Source organism: Roseovarius sp. B08 (assembly GCF_051417955.1).
GTDB lineage: Bacteria > Pseudomonadota > Alphaproteobacteria > Rhodobacterales > Rhodobacteraceae > Roseovarius.
This window is the reverse complement of record NZ_JBPRLW010000002.1, coordinates 128,178-146,406: the sequence shown is the minus strand read 5'-3', so window position 1 is coordinate 146,406 and position 18,229 is coordinate 128,178. Positions and strand designations below refer to the sequence as shown.

At 57.6% G+C, this 18,229-nt stretch carries 22 protein-coding genes; 12 read left to right on the top strand and 10 right to left on the bottom strand.

The annotated features are described in order from the left end of the window. Positions 1–108: 108 nt before the first annotated feature. From ACSQ76_RS22000 to ACSQ76_RS21985, 4 genes are read right to left on the bottom strand one after another with little or no spacing between them, the layout of a single operon-like run. Positions 109–561 carry a hypothetical protein gene (locus ACSQ76_RS22000; RefSeq protein WP_437158337.1) on the bottom strand — a complete coding sequence of 151 codons (453 nt, stop codon included), beginning with the start codon at positions 559–561 and terminating at the stop codon, positions 109–111. A 14-nt stretch (positions 562–575) separates the two neighbouring features. Beyond that, a complete protein-coding gene (locus ACSQ76_RS21995; RefSeq protein ID WP_437158336.1) occupies positions 576–1,523 on the bottom strand; it encodes a hypothetical protein in 948 nt (315 codons plus the stop codon). Next, a complete protein-coding gene (locus ACSQ76_RS21990; protein ID WP_437158335.1) occupies positions 1,520–3,175 on the bottom strand; it encodes a hypothetical protein in 1,656 nt (551 codons plus the stop codon). Before ACSQ76_RS21990 ends, ACSQ76_RS21995 begins: the two co-directional genes overlap by 4 nt. Before the next feature lie 11 nt (positions 3,176–3,186). Beyond that, positions 3,187–3,459 carry a hypothetical protein gene (locus ACSQ76_RS21985; RefSeq protein ID WP_437158334.1) on the bottom strand — a complete coding sequence of 91 codons (273 nt, stop codon included), beginning with the start codon at positions 3,457–3,459 and terminating at the stop codon, positions 3,187–3,189. A 379-nt stretch (positions 3,460–3,838) separates the two neighbouring features. Here ACSQ76_RS21985 and ACSQ76_RS21980 point away from each other — a divergent pair, with 379 nt between their 5' ends. Beyond that, the gene (locus tag ACSQ76_RS21980; RefSeq protein ID WP_437158333.1) at positions 3,839–4,873 is read left to right on the top strand and encodes an IS110 family transposase; all 1,035 of its coding nucleotides are present in this window, start codon (positions 3,839–3,841) and stop codon (positions 4,871–4,873) included. Between the two features lie 285 nt (positions 4,874–5,158). Here ACSQ76_RS21980 and ACSQ76_RS21975 read toward each other — a convergent pair whose 3' ends face one another. Continuing rightward, on the bottom strand, positions 5,159–6,055 hold the full coding sequence (locus ACSQ76_RS21975; protein ID WP_437158332.1) for a DMT family transporter: 897 nt from the start codon (positions 6,053–6,055) through the stop codon (positions 5,159–5,161). A 210-nt stretch (positions 6,056–6,265) separates the two neighbouring features. On the opposite strand from ACSQ76_RS21975, the gene ACSQ76_RS21970 reads away from it, so the two are divergent. The 4 genes from ACSQ76_RS21970 to ACSQ76_RS21955 all read left to right on the top strand — a co-directional run bounded on the left by ACSQ76_RS21970 (position 6,266) and on the right by ACSQ76_RS21955 (position 8,333). After that, positions 6,266–7,021 carry a helix-turn-helix transcriptional regulator gene (locus ACSQ76_RS21970; protein ID WP_437158331.1) on the top strand — a complete coding sequence of 252 codons (756 nt, stop codon included), beginning with the start codon at positions 6,266–6,268 and terminating at the stop codon, positions 7,019–7,021. Beyond that, positions 7,021–7,230: a hypothetical protein gene (locus ACSQ76_RS21965; protein WP_437158330.1), complete on the top strand. Its 210-nt coding sequence runs from the start codon at positions 7,021–7,023 to the stop codon at positions 7,228–7,230. Before ACSQ76_RS21970 ends, ACSQ76_RS21965 begins: the two co-directional genes overlap by 1 nt. Then, positions 7,211–7,654: a LysE family translocator gene (locus ACSQ76_RS21960; RefSeq protein WP_437158329.1), complete on the top strand. Its 444-nt coding sequence runs from the start codon at positions 7,211–7,213 to the stop codon at positions 7,652–7,654. Before ACSQ76_RS21965 ends, ACSQ76_RS21960 begins: the two co-directional genes overlap by 20 nt. Positions 7,655–7,805: 151 nt before the next feature. After that, positions 7,806–8,333 carry a GNAT family N-acetyltransferase gene (locus ACSQ76_RS21955; RefSeq protein WP_437158328.1) on the top strand — a complete coding sequence of 176 codons (528 nt, stop codon included), beginning with the start codon at positions 7,806–7,808 and terminating at the stop codon, positions 8,331–8,333. An 89-nt stretch (positions 8,334–8,422) separates the two neighbouring features. Here ACSQ76_RS21955 and ACSQ76_RS21950 read toward each other — a convergent pair whose 3' ends face one another. Beyond that, entirely contained in the window at positions 8,423–9,346 is a 924-nt protein-coding gene (locus tag ACSQ76_RS21950) for a DMT family transporter (RefSeq protein WP_437158327.1), read from the bottom strand. 127 nt (positions 9,347–9,473) lie between these two features. Here ACSQ76_RS21950 and ACSQ76_RS21945 point away from each other — a divergent pair, with 127 nt between their 5' ends. Together ACSQ76_RS21945 and ACSQ76_RS21940 are read left to right on the top strand one after the other, a co-directional pair. After that, complete coding sequence (locus tag ACSQ76_RS21945; protein WP_437158326.1) at positions 9,474–10,034, top strand: bifunctional transcriptional activator/DNA repair enzyme AdaA; 561 nt, start codon at positions 9,474–9,476, stop codon at positions 10,032–10,034. Beyond that, complete coding sequence (locus ACSQ76_RS21940) at positions 10,031–10,561, top strand: methylated-DNA--[protein]-cysteine S-methyltransferase (RefSeq protein WP_437158325.1); 531 nt, start codon at positions 10,031–10,033, stop codon at positions 10,559–10,561. Before ACSQ76_RS21945 ends, ACSQ76_RS21940 begins: the two co-directional genes overlap by 4 nt. A gap of 300 nt (positions 10,562–10,861) precedes the next feature. Here the strand turns inward: ACSQ76_RS21940 and ACSQ76_RS21935 are convergent, their stop codons facing one another. Together ACSQ76_RS21935 and ACSQ76_RS21930 are read right to left on the bottom strand one after the other, a co-directional pair. Next, complete coding sequence (locus tag ACSQ76_RS21935; protein ID WP_437158324.1) at positions 10,862–11,344, bottom strand: hypothetical protein; 483 nt, start codon at positions 11,342–11,344, stop codon at positions 10,862–10,864. Between the two features lie 249 nt (positions 11,345–11,593). Beyond that, the gene (locus ACSQ76_RS21930) at positions 11,594–12,037 is read right to left on the bottom strand and encodes a hypothetical protein (protein WP_437158323.1); all 444 of its coding nucleotides are present in this window, start codon (positions 12,035–12,037) and stop codon (positions 11,594–11,596) included. Between the two features lie 297 nt (positions 12,038–12,334). Between ACSQ76_RS21930 and ACSQ76_RS21925 the strand changes: the two genes are divergently transcribed. After that, positions 12,335–12,976, top strand: a complete 642-nt coding sequence (locus tag ACSQ76_RS21925) for a hypothetical protein (protein WP_437158322.1) — start codon at positions 12,335–12,337, stop codon at positions 12,974–12,976. A 369-nt stretch (positions 12,977–13,345) separates the two neighbouring features. Here the strand turns inward: ACSQ76_RS21925 and ACSQ76_RS21920 are convergent, their stop codons facing one another. Further along, entirely contained in the window at positions 13,346–13,768 is a 423-nt protein-coding gene (locus tag ACSQ76_RS21920) for a hypothetical protein (protein ID WP_437158321.1), read from the bottom strand. A gap of 14 nt (positions 13,769–13,782) precedes the next feature. Further along, positions 13,783–14,064: a hypothetical protein gene (locus ACSQ76_RS21915; protein WP_437158320.1), complete on the bottom strand. Its 282-nt coding sequence runs from the start codon at positions 14,062–14,064 to the stop codon at positions 13,783–13,785. A 205-nt stretch (positions 14,065–14,269) separates the two neighbouring features. Between ACSQ76_RS21915 and ACSQ76_RS21910 the strand changes: the two genes are divergently transcribed. The 4 genes from ACSQ76_RS21910 to ACSQ76_RS21895 all read left to right on the top strand — a co-directional run bounded on the left by ACSQ76_RS21910 (position 14,270) and on the right by ACSQ76_RS21895 (position 17,698). Then, positions 14,270–15,151, top strand: a complete 882-nt coding sequence (locus tag ACSQ76_RS21910) for a hypothetical protein (RefSeq protein ID WP_437158319.1) — start codon at positions 14,270–14,272, stop codon at positions 15,149–15,151. 478 nt (positions 15,152–15,629) lie between these two features. Continuing rightward, a complete protein-coding gene (locus ACSQ76_RS21905) occupies positions 15,630–16,091 on the top strand; it encodes an RrF2 family transcriptional regulator (protein ID WP_437158318.1) in 462 nt (153 codons plus the stop codon). Further along, positions 16,018–16,971, top strand: a complete 954-nt coding sequence (locus ACSQ76_RS21900) for an NAD(P)/FAD-dependent oxidoreductase (RefSeq protein WP_437158317.1) — start codon at positions 16,018–16,020, stop codon at positions 16,969–16,971. Before ACSQ76_RS21905 ends, ACSQ76_RS21900 begins: the two co-directional genes overlap by 74 nt. A gap of 52 nt (positions 16,972–17,023) precedes the next feature. Then, a complete protein-coding gene (locus ACSQ76_RS21895) occupies positions 17,024–17,698 on the top strand; it encodes a class I SAM-dependent methyltransferase (RefSeq protein WP_437158316.1) in 675 nt (224 codons plus the stop codon). Positions 17,699–18,229 lie beyond the last annotated feature (531 nt).

Genomic DNA, 18,229 nt, shown 5'->3' with positions numbered 1-18,229 from the left:
GCCATGGCAAACAGGCCTCCCAGAATTGCGCTGAGCGGTCGATGAAAGATCAAGATGAGAACGACAAGGAAGAATGTGACAAGGTTTTCCATTTGGCGGATTTTCTCACTATCCGCCCTGGGGATTAGCGCGCCCGATTTTTTGGGGATTGTTTCTCGCATTCTGCTCCGCGAAAGCAGATTCACCTGCGGCGCGTGCATCTTTGATGTGGTGGAATTTCCCAGGAAGTTGCTGACTCAGGATTTCAACAGAGTAAACGTCCTTTTCTGTGGTTGAGTGGTTTGCACGCTTGAATATCGTTCCAACAACGCGGCCTTCGTGAAATGCTCGAAACGAGTATATCTTGTAATCCGGCGGACGTTTCTCCCATCCGAGCAGGCCAGTCTTTTCGAGGTTTTGGGGTTGAGAGTTGACATCTTCGAAGGCATCCAGCTCTTGGAGAACACGATGGGCATCTTCAGGCTTTTTTTGTAAGTTATCTTCGGCGTTCTTACGCAGTCTTGCTCTCGCTCTCGCGTCCATAAATGGAATGCGGGCAATGGTGGATTCGATATGGCTCATGGGTTTTCCTTTGGTCAAATCTGAAACGTTTCAGCTTTGCTATTCCACCAGGCGGTGAGTTTGCGAGCGGCCGCCAGCCCCTCTTCAACTTCCGAGACTTGCGCGTCGAAGGGCTGCTGGATGTGGAGTTGAGGCGTGTCGAGTACGAGACCCAGAGATTGCCCGGCGGGGCGGATGTATCCTCCGATTCCGGCCAATGATTGCGGGGCGGCGATACTACCTGCCTGACGACCCATTCCGCCCAGCATGATCTTGACCGAAGCTGACGGCGCGCCGAGGTCACGGCATTGAAGAGACATGCGCGGGCGTGGCAAGTGCGACCAATTCTTCAGTGTGCGCGGCACATCGAAATAGATCGTATTGGAGCCGGCCGGCCGCACGCCGTTCCCATTCGGGTTCTTCTTGATGATCAACTCGGGGAAATGCAGAGATGCGAAAGTTTTAAGATCAGCATGGAAGGCACCGCTGCTGGCGTTTGGAATCGGATCGTAAGGTGTAGCAGCCTGCACGATGGCCGCATCGAGAAGCGCCAGATCCTCGCCGTTCAGAGTGCAGCGTAGCGCTTCATAGCTGACGAGATGATCGAAGGCGTCCGCATGACGGGTGCCAGCCAAGTAAAGATCGGGTGCGAGCAAGACAGAAGCAGCTTTTTGCCTCCGGTTCCTGAGGGCCTCCACGCTGGCGCGGTAGCGTTCGGGCTGAGGCTTGCCTGTGCTGGTGACGCTGTACCCCGCGTCGATCTTGTTCTCGACCAGAAGGATCGTTCCATCGGCGCGAGTGATTTCCAGATCGATACTGCCGCGGTGTCCGGTGCCCCGGTGACGGATCTGGGTGGACAAATCGATGATCGGGTTCGCCAGACGCCCGTCGATGGCGTTCAGAAAGGTCGTGGCAAAGGTCGAATTATCGACCAGGGCTTTGGCAAAAAGTGCATCTGTCTGGCGTTCGCAAATGCGGGTCATGAGCAGTTTCTCTGTTCTTTCTCGTCAGCCTTCCAGCGCTTCAGTAGCGCATTGCTGTGTTGTTCACGTGCATGGTGCCATTCGGTCTGCAAGGCCCCAACTTGGTCTTTCAGCCGATCAATGGCGGCCTGAAGTGCCTCTTCGATCAAGCCATTGTGCAAACAGCACTCGATCCAAGTCGCGAAGCTGAAATCGGGGAAATTCAACTCATGAATCGGCGGAAGCTTGCGGTTCCATTTGCCTTCCAGATTGTCCGTTTCAAAGTTCAAACGGTTCCACGGACACACGCCTGGTTCAATTCCGAGACGCCAGTCCTGGGTAAACCAGTGACGCAGATAGGGCGCCGTTGCCGGGGTGTAGGATAGATACCAAGGCTCGCTGGACCAGTCTCCAGGGTGGCGGATCGGATCTGGATCGAAGCACCAACCGGTGGTTTCCGGGTCTCGCTCTACAAAGCGACCCAACCAACTTTCGTCTTCGTTCTGCAGCACGAGACGCAACCGCCAGAGCATGCCATTCGGGTCGCAAATATGCGGCCAGACTTGCCCACCATCCTCGGCACGAGCATAGAACAGCCCACGCTGTAGGTCAGGTTCATATCCACCGATGACATGGTGCCGACCTGCGAAGGGAGACTCCTCTTGGAACTCGACCTCGACCCTCGGGCGGGATTCGATCGCTGGGGCAAAGCCCCCATGGCCATCGGGCACAAGGCAGAGCCGGAGTTCACGCGACCAGATGAGTTTTCCATCCACCTTGCGCATGCCGGGCGCGTTTTCCGGAACATTGTAGTGATGGCCCCACATTGCCGCTCCGACATCCGGATGATCGCCATCAGCAATGCGCCTCGCATCTTCCTGTCGCAGCATTGCTTCAGGTGCCAAGGCGAACTCGGCCTCCCCTACAAGATAGGGAACGTGAAGCAGCGGAATTGACGGGAAGGGAAACATTTCTTCGAAATAGAGGCTTTCCTCGCAGACAGGGCTGATCGGGCTGTTGATCGCCTCCATGCAGATCGTGTCGTTTGTGACTGGGACCAGCCGCTCCTCGAACATCTCCCACCGACAGCTCATGCGCTGAACGGCGTCGAAAGTGGCACCCAACTGGTTCTTGCGAGCCAGGTTTTCGCAAAGTGCATTGAGCAATATCGCGAGGGTTTCGGCGGGCCGGTCATCTTGCGGCGCAACATCCGGTCGTACTGTTGGTCGTGACCAGACAGAAAGATCGCGCATCATGTCGAGCTTCCAATCGTCCGGGTCCACTTCGCAATACTCTGCGGCGACAGTGACCCCCACGAGGTATTGTTCCAGCGCCTTCTGAGGCGTGCTCTTTCTTTCATATGCGTCCGTCAGATCTTGCTGAAACGGATCCTCGCTGCGTCGCAGGGCCCAGTTTGTCAGGCGAAACTCCTGGCGCTTCCCGTGCGTCCTCTGAAGGCGGGCAAAAACGCCATCCTGAAAATCTGCCTTACGCAATCCTGCCTTGTTCGCTTCGTTCCAGGCCCGTGTCAGGTGAAACGCGGCCTTGAGCCGGTCCCTCGGACCGAGTTTTGTTCCGGAGCGGACTGCCTCTTGTTCAAATTGACGAAGCTTTTCGACCTCTGCGGAGCGCAGTGCCTCGCGGGCCTCGGCTTTGTTCGTTTGAGATTCCATAATGCGCCTCTTCAGTTTTTGCGCCGGTAGCGGCGACCTGCGGGCCCATCATGGAGCGGCATGACTGTAACGATCCGTGCGGTATCTTCGCTCCAGATGATCGCGTAGCGGCCAAGCCGGTCGTCGATGTTCAGCCGCGCAGAGCGCCGACGGCTCACACGCAATAAAGTACAGTTGTCTCCGATGGGGTGCTCGACATCTGCGTGAATAAGAATGTGCTCGACAAAGCGGGCCGTTACACCGCGTTGGGAAGCACGAGTCTGGCTATGTTCAGAATGTATCATCGAATTCTCCGTCGTATCTGCTCACTGAAGATGCGCGACGGCAGAATGCATTTCGAGTCCAATTCTGATTCTCAGGGTCACATTTTTCTGACTCTGTATTATAGGATTTTCAGACCCTACTCGTTAAAAACGACTTCATATCAAACCTGCAGAATTGCGAGCAGAAACAAACCTTGCTTTCCAATAGGTGTTAGTAGTCGCCTGGGCGGGCATTCATTCACGTTGCAGCATCGCGCGACTTGGGATCAATCCAGACCTTTGCCGCTGGTTGTAAGAGCGACGGCACAGCGGGACGAAGCATGGGTAATCGGGCTGGCCTGATGGATGGGTTGGGTTCTCGATAGAGTTGCAGTGATTTCTGCAATCTGAGGAGAACAAGATGAAATACTATGTTGGATTGGACGTATCGCTGCGGTCAGTGGCTGTCTGTGTGATTGATTCCGAAGGTGGAACCGTACTTGAGCGCGCGGTCGCTTGCGAGATTGATGACATCAGCGGCTGTCTTTCTGTCTTCCCCGCCAGTGATCTTCGGATCGGGTTCGAAGCTGGTGCGATGAGTCAGCACCTGTTTTTCGGGCTGCAGGCCGCTGGCTTCAACGTGGTCTGCATGGAAGCACGTCAGGTGAATGCGGCGCTTTCGGCCATGCGCAACAAGACCGATAAAACAGATGCACGGGGGATCGCCAACGTACTTCGTTCTGGCTGGTTCAACCCTGTCCATATGAAGAGCCGGAAGGCTCACGCCGTGCGTGCGCTGCTGAGCAGCCGCAAAGCAGTCCAGCGAAAATGCATTGATCTGGCAAACGAGATCCGTGGGCTGTTCAGGATCTTCGGAGTGCGCCTTCCATCTCGTATCGACCAGGCGTCTTTCGATGAAAAGGTGCGTCCCATCATCGAAGCAGACCCAGACCTGTCACATGCCTTGCTGCCGCTGTTGGATGCGCGAGCGGTGCTCTTTTCCACGTACCGGGAACTGGATCGACGCGTGAAGCGGGTCGCCAGCAATGATGAGACCTGCCTGCGCTTTATGGCGATCCCCGGCGTCGGGCCGATTGCAGCTCTGACATTTAAAGCAGCGGTGGATGATCCCAAGCGCTTCACCAGTTCAAGAACGGTTGCCGCGCACTTTGGCCTGACGCCGAGGCGCTACCAGTCCGGGGAGATGGACAACCCCGGCCGCATCTCAAAGGCTGGTGATGCCGACGTTCGATCCGCGCTCTACGCAGCCGCGAACGCGATGATGATGCGATCGGTTGCCAGCTCAGAGATCAAATCTTGGGGCCTGCGCTTGATGCGCCGGAAAGGTCGTCGGCGTGCTGTCGTCGCGGTCGCCAGGAAGCTTGCCGTCGTGATGCACCGTATATGGGCCGACAACACCGAGTTCCGTCAAAGACCTTTGGAGGGTGCCGCATGAATTGAACCTCCAACGATCAACGACGGGATCGTCCCTCACCGGACGAGGTCAGCGGAAGACGCCGAAAATGGCTGCTGCGCCACTCGAAGCGCGAGACTAAGCTGGGCGCTCCGCGACCGATCCGACACATGCATGCAGCGGCCCAACCGAACCGGACCAACAATGACTGCGAAGAGAAGCTTGACCCGGATGAGAGACCTGATCCCAACAACACGGAAATGAAACGATGAAATGAACTTGACCCAAACGCCCGATTAGAGAAGCTGCTGTTCGATGGCTGGTTCTCTATGTCAGCTTATCGATTTTCCCAGCTCGATTGCGGCCGAACCTGCCGAACATCACGGCATTTCCCAACAGAGCCAGGGCAACACCGAGGACCGCAGTGACGGTCCACTCATAGCCCTCGAAGAAGGTGGAAATCACCAGGGCGACGACTGGGAAAATCACGGTGGCATAGCCCGCCTGTGCCGAACCGATCTGCGAGACAAGCATGAGATAGGTCGTGAACCCGATGCCAGAAGCGAACACGGCCAGATACAGCAGGGCGGCGAGGTAGGTCGGGTCGGTCGGTACAACCAAGTGCTGGCGTGTCGCGAGCGTCAGGGCGAGCAAAACACCCGCGCCGATCCCCATGCCCCATGCGTTGGCAATGATCGGGGTTGTTCCTGACGCGCTGTTTCGACGGGACGCCATGTTGCCCCAGGAAAAAATCATGGTGCCCATCAACGCCCAACCTACGCCACGCAACGTGTCCGGATTGAACGAGACGGCCAGACTGTCCCAGAACAGCAGCACAAGACCGGACACTCCCAGACAGCCCGCCAGAACGACACGGAGCGTGATCTTTTCACCGAAGAACACTCGGGCGTTCAGCGCGTTGAAGATGGATGCCAAAGAGAACACGACCGAGAGCAGCCCGGAAGGGATCAGGGCCGCGGCGTTGTAGAGCGCCACAAAGTTCAGGCTGAACAGGCAAATCGCCTGAAGAACCACGAACCGCCATTGCGCAGGAAATCTGAGACGCCGGGTCGCGGCCAGCGCCACCAGCAGGAGAATCGCTGCGAGCGCGATCCGATAGAAGACCGAAACGCTGACCGGCACCGGGCCGATCTGCAAAGCGATTGCGATCCAGCTCGTTCCCCAGATCAGAACCGTGACGGCAAACAAGACTACGCTGTTCAAGACCCGCACCTCCCGTGCGGGCAATACCAGCGGACGGGGGTGCCGGGCTTGCACGATCTTGCGGTTTTCCGCGGGCTGCCCGGTCTTGCTACTTTGGCCAGGCCGGAAAAGCGGCTATAAGAGCTTATGTTTCCAACGGTTTCAGACTATCTGGAGCGATCACCAACCGCTCAGGCGCACGCTCGGCTCGATCTGGGTGCAGGCCGGACCGTGACCATTTGGGAGAACCGCAGCGACCGAATTTACTATGACAAGCCCAAAGGCCACACCTTCAGCCTGTATCTGAGGGGTGGCACGGGGACGCGAAGGCTGGACGCCGGTGGCATAGCTGGCTGGCCGGGCGCGATTTGTGTACTGCCGGAAGGGCAGACCTCCGATTGGGAAATCACGACCCCGTTCCGGTTCCTGCATCTGGTCCTGCCGGATGAGCTGCTGCGCGCGTGGTTTTCCCGTATCCATGATCGCGACGCCAGATATTTCGACGTTACCGAGATCATGTATGACGCAGTACCCGCCATGACGGCCCCGCTTGCCCAATTGGCGTACGCCGCCGACACCAATGATCCTTTGTCAGCGGACGGGGCAGTTGCAGAATTGATCTATCGCCTGCCGCAAGGCCCTAAGGCGCTGCAAGGCGGTCTTACTGCCCGTCAACTGAGGCGGACAGACGAATGGATCGATGCGAACCTCGCGGCTTCCATAAGGCTTTCCGATCTTGCAGCGGAGGCGGGGCTGTCAGAGTTCCACTTCCACCGGATGTTCCGTGCCTCACGCGGCACGTCTCCGCACAAATGGGTCGTGATGCGAAGGATTGAAGCGGCGAAAGCCGGATTGAGCGGCAGCGGGAGCATCTCCGACATAGCGGCGGCCTGCGGCTTTTCCTGCCAGAGCCACCTGACCCGCGCATTCAAGACGCAGACCGGCATGACACCTGCGGTTTATCGTCAACGGCTCTCGGGCGGCTGATGACGGAATATCTTCCCCAGCTTGCACTTGCCTGGTCAATCCAGTTCATGGGGGTGATTTCGCCGGGGCCGGGCATCATGCTCATTCTCGGTGTCGCCATGAGCCAGGGACGGCTGGCTTCAATGATCACCGCGTTCGGTAGGTATCGCCTGCGCGTCGATCATCCTGTCTTCTGCCACGGTTCTTGGCTTGGCCGTCATACTGGCTGAGACGGCCCAATTGGTGACAGCCGTTCGATATCTGGGGGCCGCCTACCTCGTCTGGCTTGCATACAAGGCGTTTAGAACCGTCGCGGTCAAACCTCCGCTGGGTCAACTGAACACTACGCCCCGAAGTGCCTTGCGGAAGGGCCTGACGGGGTTCGTTCTCCAGCTTTCGAACCCGAAAGCCATCTTCTTCTGGCTGGCCGTTGCGAGTGTCGGCGGTGTGGGAAACGCGCCCGCCTCGGCCACGGTGCTTTTCATCGCAGGTGCATTCGTGATTTCGTTTGTCGGTCATGGCGGGTATGCGCTTCTTCTTTCGTCCGAACCGCTTCGCAGAGCCTACAAGAGGTTTCGGAGTTGGGTTGAAGCGACCATCGGATGCTTTTTTCTCTATGCCGGGCTAAGGCTCGCAACGTCAGACACGCGTTGATTGATAGTATTGCAGAATGCCGTTGAAGCGGCCATTCGTTCGTGGCGCAGCATTTGGAACTTTGGGCTCAAACCGGTTATTAGCCGCAGATTTCATCGATGGCTGCAATGCGGGACTTTGCTGCCATTGGGCAATGTGCTTAAAGAGCGCCATGTTACAGCGCACGATCAATACCGAACGACTACTGCTGCGAGGCTGGAAGCCTGATGATCACGCACCATTTGCGGCAATGTGCGCTGACCCCGACGTCATGCGCTACATCGGAAATGGGAAAACGCGAACCGCGGACGACGCGGCACGATACATCGCGTCCTTCAAGAAAGAGTGGAACGAGCGGGGCTTTGGGTTGTTTGCTGTCGAATCCAAGCAAACCGGTGACCTGATCGGCTTCACAGGGTTGTCTTGGCCGGACTTCTTACCCGAAGTGCTCCCCTCCGTCGAAATCGGTTGGAGGTTTTCTAAGCCGAGTTGGGGGAAAGGCTTCGCAAGCGAAGCAGCGGCTGCCGCTCTTTCATTCGGCGTCAACGAACTGGGCATCACCGATATCGTGAGCATTTACCAGCTCGAGAACGGCGCGTCGGCGCGCATCATGCAAAAGCTCGGCATGATTTTTGACCGACAAACGATTGATCCAACCTGTGAACGCGAGGTTGAGGTCTATCGTCTACCTAAACAATAACGGTAGGTGTGGGCTCATTCCGGTCATTAGCTGCCAACGCTTGCTCAGCGGACGGAGCTGCCTTTCACAATCAGAACCCGAATGGCTGGTCAGGTCCGCGTCCCCGCCTCGCCGTTCTTGCTAAGTCGATCAACGATACGTCCGTCGATCGCCAGCAACCCGACGCCAATCAGGCCCATTCCGGCATAGTGCCGCAACGCGAGTTGCTCCCCGAGAATGAGCGTGCCAAGCAATATGGCGCTGACCGGGACCAGAAGCGTCACCAGCGCGACATTCACCGCCCCGGCCGACGCGAGGATGCGAAAGAAGATCACATAAGCCAGCGCAGTCGAAACGATGGCCAGTGCCAGAATCGATGCGATTACAGGCAGGCTTGGCGCAGACGAAGCCCAGGGCCGGTCAACGGCCGACATGATCGGAACCATCATGAGGGTCGTTGCAACAAGCTGGCCGAACGCGACCTGCGGTACGCTCAGGTCCATCGCCTTGAATCTGCGCCCATAGACCCCGGCGAAGCCATAGGACAAGGCCGCTCCCAAACAGGCGAGCATCCCCAGAGACGCTATGCTGGCCCCATTGAGAACGTCGCCCCCCAGCAGAACAATCACGCCCAGAAAGCCGAACAGGATGCCGATAGCCTTGTTCGCCGCCATGCGCTCATCTGCCAGCAGGAAATGCGCAACGATGATTGAAAAGATTGGCGTGGTGGCGTTGAGGATCGAAGCAAGACCACTCGGGATCATCGTCTGCGCCCAGAACAGCAGACTGAACGGAAGCAGATTGTTCAACAAACCCATGACAAAGAAGGCCGCCATAACCTCCTTGGCGAAAGGCAAGGCTTCGCGGCGCATCTTCAGAATCACGATCAGCGTCAGTGCGGCAATGCCAGTGCGCAGTGCCACGACCGTCAGTGGAGGCACCTCCCGAACCGCAACTGCAGCGAAAAAGAATGATCCTCCCCAGAGGAGCGAGAGAAGGAAGAGCAGCGCCCAATCCTGCACTGTCATGCGCATAGCCGGTGTCCGTGAATCAGAGATTTGTCAGAGACCTACAGCCATGCGTTCTCCAAAACTGGCCATTTTCGGACGTCATCACCTGAACGGCCTCGCACCACGCCGATCCGGCAGCTAGACTTCTGCCATGCTGGATTTCGAGACCTGCAACGCGGCGCGACTGAGGCGCGACCCCGCCTTCGACGGGAAGTTCTTTACGGCTGTCCGCACGACGAAAATTTACTGCCGTCCGGTCTGCCCGGTGAAACACCCGCTGACGAAGAATGTCAGCTATTACCCGACCGCGGCAGCGGCCGAGCGGGCCGGCTATCGCCCCTGCCTCAGATGCCGGCCGGAAACGGCCCCTTTCTGCGCGGCGTGGAACGGCACACGGACGACCGTGGAGCGGGCGCTGAAACTGATCGAGGCGGGCGCTCTGGATACCGGCACGGTCGAGGAACTGGCCGACCGTCTTGGTGTCGGCACGCGGCACCTGTCGCGCCTGTTCGAAACCCATGTCGGGGCATCGCCGCTTCAGACCGCCCAGACCCTGCGCATTGGGCGCGCCAAACGCCTGCTGGATGAAACCGCGCTTCCCATCACGGAAATCGCGTTCAAGGCAGGCTTTGGCAGCGTCCGGCGGTTCAACGCGGCCTTTCTGAAGCTCTATGGCCGTCCGCCATCCGTGATCCGAAGGCCGAAGCCATGACCGAGCTGTGTTACACCCATATCAAGAGCCCGGTCGGGCCTCTTTTGGTCGCGGGCACCGACGAGGCGTTGCATTTCCTGAGCTTCCCGACGGGCCACAAGGCGTTCGGCCCGCAACCGAACTGGCAGCGCATCGATGCGCCATTTCAAGAAGTCAGGCGGCAACTCGATGCGTATTTCGCCGGTGACCTGCGCCAATTCGATCTGCCCCTTCACTTAGGCGGCACAGCGTTTCAGAACAGCGTCTGGAAATATCTTGCCGGTATCCCGTTCGGCGAAACGCGAAGCTACGGCCAGATCGCCGAGGCCCTTGGCCGCCCAAAGGCCAGCCGTGCCATCGGAGCCGCAAACGGCAACAATCCCATACCAATCATCCTGCCTTGCCATCGCGTGATCGGTGCGAACGGCTCACTGACAGGGTTCGGCGGCAGCCTTCCGGTGAAGGAATTTCTTCTGCGGCATGAAGGCGCTCTTCACCAATGCGGTTCTCCCGGAGCAGCCATTCATCCGCAGCGCAGCATTCGGTAAAATGGGCTCGAACCAGACCTTCGCCGCAAAACGGTTGAAGGTCAGCAATTCGGGTCCTTGCTGCTATTCTCGAGATCTGTTCCGACGTTTGTCTTCGGTTCACCGACTTAAACCTGTCGTATTTTGGGCAACTATGGTGTCGACGACTTGCATCGATCACCCTTTCGCAGCATTGCGAAACCACTTGAGGCGGCAAAGAACCAAGACATTCGAGTCGGCAATTAGCGCTCCGCCCGCACCGGGGGAGGCGAAGGCAGAGCGCTACTATTTGGGAAAGGCGATTGAGACGGTAAACCGAGCTCAGGAAACACCCGCGATTTTGCGTGCATCAATCTCAATTTTTGCGCGCTCGTGCGCGGAGGCATTCAACGGCATGTCTTGGACTCTGAAGTCCGCCCGCAGCTTTTTCGCGGCATAGAGTTCAGCGGCAATGGTCTGACAAGGTGACAGGCATACATCGCAGATGCTGCGATCGCCGGACCTAACATGTGCTTCCGTCACCTGCACCAGGAACCAATCCCGGGCTCCGCGCTCAAGAATCAGGTCTGTAGACTTCGCAGGATAGCCATAAGAGCTTGCAGAGGGGCCAGCGGGCCGGCATTCGACCCGGGCCCCTTTCCATCCTGCCTTCGGCAGAATACCCTTGAGCTTTTCTTCGGCGCGCGCGGCATAGTCCCCGAGAACGTCAGGGTTTGTCACGGTAAAGGCCGTGGCACGTTTGTTCACCTGGTCCAAAGCCGTTTGGATCTTGGTCTTGTTCGTTTCAGAAAGTTTGATGCGCATCGTTTGGTTCTTTCATGTTCAGAGTTGGTATCGCCGTGATTGCATCGGCTGAACATGAAATCGGAGCGCTTCCAAAAGATCGGAAGAATAATCGAAAACTTTTCTTAAGAGCAGTGCCACTCCACGACCCTGCGGAAACATCGAAAATCCGGCTCTGATCGCTTGCTTCAAATTTTCGCCAGATTCCGATGTTTCCAACGCCATATGAAAAAGAAACCTGAACGACATTCGGATCCTGGTGTTGGGCGCTCAGCACCGGTTGGTGCTCGAGTTGAATGCCCGGGCTGCGCGGTAGGATTCGTCAAAACACGCAGCAACAAGCTTTTCTGCAGTCGTGCCTGCGCGAAAGCCCGTTCGGCACGCCTGGCACTGGAAAACGCCGACGCTGAGTTCATTGAACGACGTCGGCGTCGGAAAGCCGACGAGAACGCGCGGCTTGTCGAGAGACTTGACCAGTTGTCGGCGGACTACATCGAAACAGTCTTGCGCGGACAGAAGCCGGACGATGTCGATCGATTGATGGAAGATGTCTTGGTTTCCGCGCGAAGCGGCGGTCCGTTGCGACTGGCATTGCTGAACCGGCGAATGAATGGTGATCTGCCGCGGCCCTCGGGCCTTCAGCGCGGGCGCCGCGCGTACGCGGCACGCATAGCAGGACGTCGTCTGAAGTTCGTCGCGGCACTCAGGCACCATTGCAGCAAAACGCGGGGTGTTCCACTCGCGCGTTACCTTGCGCGGCCGACAAAAGTGCGTCTGACACCTTCAAGAACGCGCCGTGCAAAAAATAGCTAATTGTCTGATATTAGATAGATATTCGTTCCTTCCCATCATGTATTGAGCTTGACCGCTGCGCGGTAAGAGCGCGCGGAGAATGATAATTGCGCTTCTGCGTCGATGCTTTGGCGATCGACCCCGGGTGTGGCTCGTGCCACCCGGGGTCGCCGCTGCGCATCTTTGAGGGTGGTTCATTCCAACCCCCAGGAGAACTCTATGACTGTTTTCGCATCCGCCTCATCAAACCTGCAGACGCAACGATTCCACTTGGCACGCAGTATTGCCAGCACTTGGTCCAGCTATACGTCGTCTCGAGGCAAGACACTCCACTGCCGTATGCCGCGCCGGCAGAACGGCCTTGCGCGCCATGACTTGATCCCGGGCGATATCGTGTCGTTCCGCTTCCCCTATCTCGACGAACGGGAAGAGGGTGTGTCGGGCCCTCTTCCGAACGCGCGGCCTTGTCTTGTCGCGGAGGTCGACCCTGAGACGGAGAGCGCGCTGATCGTTTACGGAACATCGCGTTGGACGCGCGCCAATACGGGCTATGAGTTGCGAGTCAATCATGATCTCAACGCGTGTGGCTTGAGCCGACCCACGCGGTTCGTGTTCTCCAGGCGTGTCAGGGTTTCGCTTTGCGACCAGCGTTTCGAGCTGCTCGCGCACGGGATGCCGGTCACGGGACATCTGCCGAAGTTGTTGATGGCGCGGATGACGTGGTTACTGAGCTTGATTTCCAGCAAGTACGACGGAGATGAAGAGCTGCGACACGTTCACGAGTGGCTTGGAGCCAATGAAATCAAGGATCGGGACATCGTGGGCAAGCTGATGCGTGGGAACGCTCACGTCGTATCCTGAACTATGCAACTGAGGCAAAGCACCCCGGAGGCCAGATTGGTCTCCGGGGTCCGGGGAAGCGACGAATCCTTGGATTTCGGGAAGCACGAGACCGAAGGGATGCGCTGTCGGTCACGGACAGGGCGTCCGGCCTGCGTCTCTGTCAACTTAACCATTCTTGGCACAGTTGTGCCCCCAATCCCCGTCATTGCGCCGGCCCGACGTGCGCGCTCGGCACAAGATGCGCCGTGTACGATTTGGCATCGACCTCGATCGGCCAATTCAAGCATTGAACCTGTGCTGACTGAAAAGATCAGTGCGACGCCTGCCTATGCATCGCAAGCCAGAGGGTCACTTTTCAATTCCGCGGAAATCGCAACTCCCGCTTTGCTAGTCTTCCCCTGGTCTTGAACCGTAGAGATCTCGGTTGTCCTCGCAAAACGCGTCCTCCATACACATCTCGTACCCCTCGATTGCCTCGATCAGAAACTCGCGAAAGCAACGAAACTTTACGATATACGCCGCTGGAACAACGATGTCTTCAAGAATTTCACACCCAACCTTTATCGAGTGGTCTCCTCCAGGGATGAAGTCTTTCGATACCTCAAGGAAAAAACCTTGAGAGTCTTCCCTCGTCGACCATGCGGAACAACGAACGTCGATCTCGATTAGCCCTTCTTCTGTAAATATCCTCTTAAGATCTTGCTCGGAAAATTGTCCCAGCAGGTAGTCAGTAGCTTCGTCCAACACCTTGTCCGTGTTCAGCCCAAAAAAGGCCGCCATCTCGCTACTCTGGTAAAGGCAGGTATCCATTCTGGTTCTCCATATCAGCCGTGAGCAACATCGCTCACGAAAGAGACATGGATATTTGCCAAAGGAGCAGGAAAAATTTTTTCAAACTTTTTTAAAGTCGGCGCTCTTTGCCGAGTAGCATGGCGTCTTCCGACGGAAGTGGCTTTCTTGTCGCGGCGCTCGAGATCCCCATTGAAAACAGTGCCATCAAGTCCCGACCCTTTGCATTTCGTGGTGCAGATGACTGCGAACTGCTGCGGCAGCGCAGAAAATGTCGGCAATGAGCCCAGTTTGCATGACGCTGCACGGTGTGCCAACGTCTGCTCTTCGTGGAGCGGCCAAAAACGTGACAAAACGAAAGGTGGTTTGGCCAAGAGATTGTGTCTACTAAGCTTCTAGCGATTTGAGCGCTTGGACACACACCAGCGTTTTTGACACGCCGGTTTTAATCATTGCCCAATTCAAAGCCCTAATTTTGCCAGGAAGTTTGACTACGCACACAGCATGACTCGGGCTCCACACATGCTGGCATTCCTGTTGGTGTTTTTGTTTACCAACTTAACCGCTTTCCCTCAGGCTGTCTCGGCGCAAGTCCAGTATTCAGAGGGCAATTCCGGAGATCATTTTGTATATCAGCCTGGGGGATCACAGGAAATAACCGGCATTTTGGTCATAGCCCACGGGACGCGCCACAGCGATGAAATCGCGAGAGATACGTCAAAGCGTTTCTTACTTCGATGGACAGGCTTTGCTGACGAGAACGGCCTTCTCCTCATCGCGCCGGTTTTTGATGATGAGCGTTTTGGAAATACAGGAGGTGGCTATGGTGGTTACAGGGGGCTGTTCGGACGCGATCTTGCGGCAGACGAGTTTGTTATAGATATCGTTAGACATCAACAATCAGTTCATGGGCTGACTCCTAGCCAGTTTTTGCTCTACGGCCACTCTGCCGGTGCACAATTTGCAGGGCGATTTACTGTCAGGCATCCTGAGTTAATCTCGTTCGCTGTTCTGTCTGCGCCTGGCCGCTACTCTTACCCAACTCTTTCCGCGAAGTGGCCTTATGGTGCTGGTGTATTGCAAAGGGTCGTTAAATGGCCGGACGGCACGATTGAAGAAGTTAGGGTGCGTGGCGACCTTGGCAAATTTGCCGCTGCGGCAGGTCGTATGTTTGTTCTCGTTGGCGCGAAAGATACAAGCACGCAACCAAGTAGGCCGGGGCACACGGGCACAAATCGGGTGGAATTGATGATCTCTTGGCTCGGTGAAATGAACGAAAATGCAGCGCGGCAAGGTTATCAGGATCTCGTTCGTGGCTACATAGTTCCTGATATTGGGCACGACTCAGAGGCACTCACACCATATGCACAGCGAGTTTTTAAAGAGCATTTGTCACTGAATTAAGTCATTGATTTCAGATCCAGCCTGCATGGAATCAAGGGCTTCAGCCCGCCGTGCAGCGCCAACCCTCCCCACGGCTGGCGCTTTATCTGACGCATGTGCCGCGTTGGAGAGTTGTGATGAATTTGGCTGAGATAAACTTGCAAACGGAGATTTCTGAACCCGCCATCCAGGGCTAGCGCCGCCCGGTTCCCGTTTAGAAGATCACAAAATCCAGCCCTTAAGTCAGCCATACTGACTTAAAATTCTTGCCTCTTCTTATTTCTTGGACGGGTTTTGTCAGGAGTTTTGTGGGCATGGCGAACACCAGAGTTTTGTCTCTTCGCGCCAATTCGGACATTGGCGCAGCCTCGGCAAACGACGGCTTCGTCCGCTGAGCAACCGTTGGCAGCTAATGACCGGAATGAGCCCTTCCACGACATCCGCCTTTAATCCCAGCTTGGTCTTGAACATCGGCACGGATCGTAACATATGATGTTACATGAAGAGAGACAGCCGCCTTTCCTCCGTCCTCCACGCGCTCCTGCACATGGCAGAGCATGATGCACCGATGACCTCCGAGCAGCTTTCGCGCTGTCTGGGCGCCAATCCCGTGGTGGTGAGGCGGACCATGGGGTTCCTGCGCCGGGCCAAAATAGTGTCGTCTGACCGAGGGCACGCAGGCGGCTGGCGCATCACCGCTGATCTGTCCGCGCTCACGCTGCGCGATCTGCACGTTGCGCTCGAAAAGCCGGACGTCTTCGCCATCGGGCACCGAAACGAGGTGCCCGAGTGCCTCGTGGAACAGGCGGTCAATGCAGCGCTCGACGGGACGCTCGCCGAGGCGGAAGCGCTCCTGCTGCGGCGGATGGGGGAGGTCACCCTCGCGGATGTCGCCGCAGATTTTGCCCGCCGCCACGCGGCGCGGGGCCACCAAAACAAGGATCAACGGAATGATGCATGACGTGATCGTCATAGGCGGAGGATATGCCGGAATGGCAGCCGTGCTCCAGTTGCTGCGCGCGCGCCGTTCGGTACTCGTGATCGACGCTGGACTGCGCCGCAATCGCTTTGCCAACCACGCGCACGGCTTTCTCGGTCAGGATGGCGTGCCGCCGGACCAGATCGCGGCCGAAGCTCGAGAGCAGCTGAGGGCCTACCCTGATCTCACCTGGTTCGAGAACGAGGCGGTGTCGCTCGGCGGCGACCGGGACTCCTTCGAGGTGACCTTGCGCAATGGCCAATCCTGCCGGGGGCGGCGCGTCCTGTTCGCCACCGGTGTCCGCGACACCCTCCCTGCGATAGACGGCCTCGAAGAACGTTGGGGGCGTTCGGTCTACCACTGTCCCTACTGCCATGGTTACGAGCTCGACCAAGGGCGGATCGGCGTCATCGGCAGCGGACCGATGTCGGCGCACCAGGCCGAGCTACTGACCGAGTGGGGCGACGTGACGTTTCTGCCGAATGGTGCCGTGTCGTTGGATGACGAGACACGCCAAAGGCTGGAGGCGCGTGGCGTCACGCTTGAGGAGGCGCCGATCGAACGGGTGGTAGAAGACGCCGATGTCGCGCTGGCCGACGGCCGGGTGCTGTCCTTCGCGGGATTGTTCGTCGCGACCACCGTGTCACCCGCCAGCCCTCTGCCGGCGCACATCGGCTGCGAGATCGATGAGACGCCCATGGGCACGACACTCCGCACGGACGCGGCCAAGCAGACCACCGTTCCCGGCATCTACGCCTGCGGAGACATGGCGACCACACCGCATTCGGTCTCGCTGGCCGTCGGGGACGGCGCGATGGCCGGGATGCAGATCCACCGGTCCCTCGTGTGGCTAGAGCACTAAGTTCGGCGTGAGTGCCATCTGGGTGCGCGGCACCTTGAAACGGAGAACCACGATGCAGACACCCCGGGCCTTCGGAAAGCAGACGGACTACGTGGAGCGGACGACCAAGGTCGTGCCCGGCGTCCGCGACATGCACAGGATGGCGGGTGTTCTCCTTGCCGAACGTGTTCCGGACGGCGGTCGGGTGCTTGTCCTAGGCGCAGGCGGCGGAATGGAGCTGCGGGCTCTGGCCGAGATGCAGCCATCCTGGCGATTTGACGGCGTCGATCCGTCTGCGGACATGCTGGACATCGCAAGGGAGACCATCGGACCTGCATGCGACCGGGTCACGTTCCACGAAGGCACGATCGAAACGGCACCACCCGGACCTTTCGACGGGGCCACATGTCTGCTGACGCTGCATTTCCTGCCCGAGGCGGACCGCGTCCGAACGGTTTCGGAAATCCAGAGCCGTCTCGCGCCGGGAGCGCCGTTCGTGGTTGCCCATCACAGCTTTCCCACCTCGGATGCGGAGAAGGAAAAGTGGCTGACACGCTTCGCCCGCTATTCGCAGGCTGCGTCGTCCGAGAAAGGATCGGGGGGCATCGACGTCTCTGCCATGAAGGACCGTCTGCCGGTCCTTTCGCCCGCACAGGACGAGGATGTCCTGCACAGGGGCGGCTTCAGGGATGTCGAACTCTTCTACGCAGCCCTGAGCTTCAGAGGCTGGATCGCGTTCAAGGAGTAAGCACCTTCTCGTGGTCGTTCGCTCGCTTGATTTTTTTGATCGCGACGTCGGCTTTGTCCGCACAGCGGACCTTGGAGGGTCTCGGAGCCTCGCAGGTGCGCATATCCACATCGACATCGTCCAGATGGACCAGACGCCGGTCATGCACTAATAATCAAATCGGACCACTCAGGTGGGGTTGATCAACTCCAGTGCTTTCGTGAACGGTAAGAATTTTAGGGCGAACAGAAAAACGCAAACCCCGACCCGGAGAATGAAGTAATGAGTTCAACCCGCGTGCCTTGCGCAATCTGACAATCGGTTTGTTCGATTATGGCCCGTCCTATTTGGCGCATGTTTTGGCCTCCGGTATTTGTGGCAATCATGGTTGAAACCGGTGTGGTGTTGTAGACGATCTTACGTACGGTGAACGATTTTTTGGGCCCTATTAGAGTCGTTCCCGGCAGCTTCGAATATTCTTTGAGCGCTCTTGCGTGTTGGTTCTTGTTTAGCCTGCTCTCGTTGGAAGACTGATAGGTTTTTACAGAAACT

Coding starts and splice junctions, on each gene's coding strand:
- ACSQ76_RS22000 (WP_437158337.1), bottom strand. CDS start 561: ATGAGCCATATCGAATCCACCATTGCCCGCATTCCATTTATGGACGCG.
- ACSQ76_RS21995 (WP_437158336.1), bottom strand. CDS start 1,523: ATGACCCGCATTTGCGAACGCCAGACAGATGCACTTTTTGCCAAAGCC.
- ACSQ76_RS21990 (WP_437158335.1), bottom strand. CDS start 3,175: ATGGAATCTCAAACGAACAAAGCCGAGGCCCGCGAGGCACTGCGCTCC.
- ACSQ76_RS21985 (WP_437158334.1), bottom strand. CDS start 3,459: ATGATACATTCTGAACATAGCCAGACTCGTGCTTCCCAACGCGGTGTA.
- ACSQ76_RS21980 (WP_437158333.1), top strand. CDS start 3,839: ATGAAATACTATGTTGGATTGGACGTATCGCTGCGGTCAGTGGCTGTC.
- ACSQ76_RS21965 (WP_437158330.1), top strand. CDS start 7,021: ATGACGGAATATCTTCCCCAGCTTGCACTTGCCTGGTCAATCCAGTTC.
- ACSQ76_RS21955 (WP_437158328.1), top strand. CDS start 7,806: ATGTTACAGCGCACGATCAATACCGAACGACTACTGCTGCGAGGCTGG.
- ACSQ76_RS21950 (WP_437158327.1), bottom strand. CDS start 9,346: ATGCGCATGACAGTGCAGGATTGGGCGCTGCTCTTCCTTCTCTCGCTC.
- ACSQ76_RS21945 (WP_437158326.1), top strand. CDS start 9,474: ATGCTGGATTTCGAGACCTGCAACGCGGCGCGACTGAGGCGCGACCCC.
- ACSQ76_RS21940 (WP_437158325.1), top strand. CDS start 10,031: ATGACCGAGCTGTGTTACACCCATATCAAGAGCCCGGTCGGGCCTCTT.
- ACSQ76_RS21935 (WP_437158324.1), bottom strand. CDS start 11,344: ATGCGCATCAAACTTTCTGAAACGAACAAGACCAAGATCCAAACGGCT.
- ACSQ76_RS21930 (WP_437158323.1), bottom strand. CDS start 12,037: ATGGTGCCTGAGTGCCGCGACGAACTTCAGACGACGTCCTGCTATGCG.
- ACSQ76_RS21925 (WP_437158322.1), top strand. CDS start 12,335: ATGACTGTTTTCGCATCCGCCTCATCAAACCTGCAGACGCAACGATTC.
- ACSQ76_RS21920 (WP_437158321.1), bottom strand. CDS start 13,768: ATGGATACCTGCCTTTACCAGAGTAGCGAGATGGCGGCCTTTTTTGGG.
- ACSQ76_RS21910 (WP_437158319.1), top strand. CDS start 14,270: ATGCTGGCATTCCTGTTGGTGTTTTTGTTTACCAACTTAACCGCTTTC.
- ACSQ76_RS21905 (WP_437158318.1), top strand. CDS start 15,630: ATGAAGAGAGACAGCCGCCTTTCCTCCGTCCTCCACGCGCTCCTGCAC.
- ACSQ76_RS21900 (WP_437158317.1), top strand. CDS start 16,018: ATGTCGCCGCAGATTTTGCCCGCCGCCACGCGGCGCGGGGCCACCAAA.
- ACSQ76_RS21895 (WP_437158316.1), top strand. CDS start 17,024: ATGCAGACACCCCGGGCCTTCGGAAAGCAGACGGACTACGTGGAGCGG.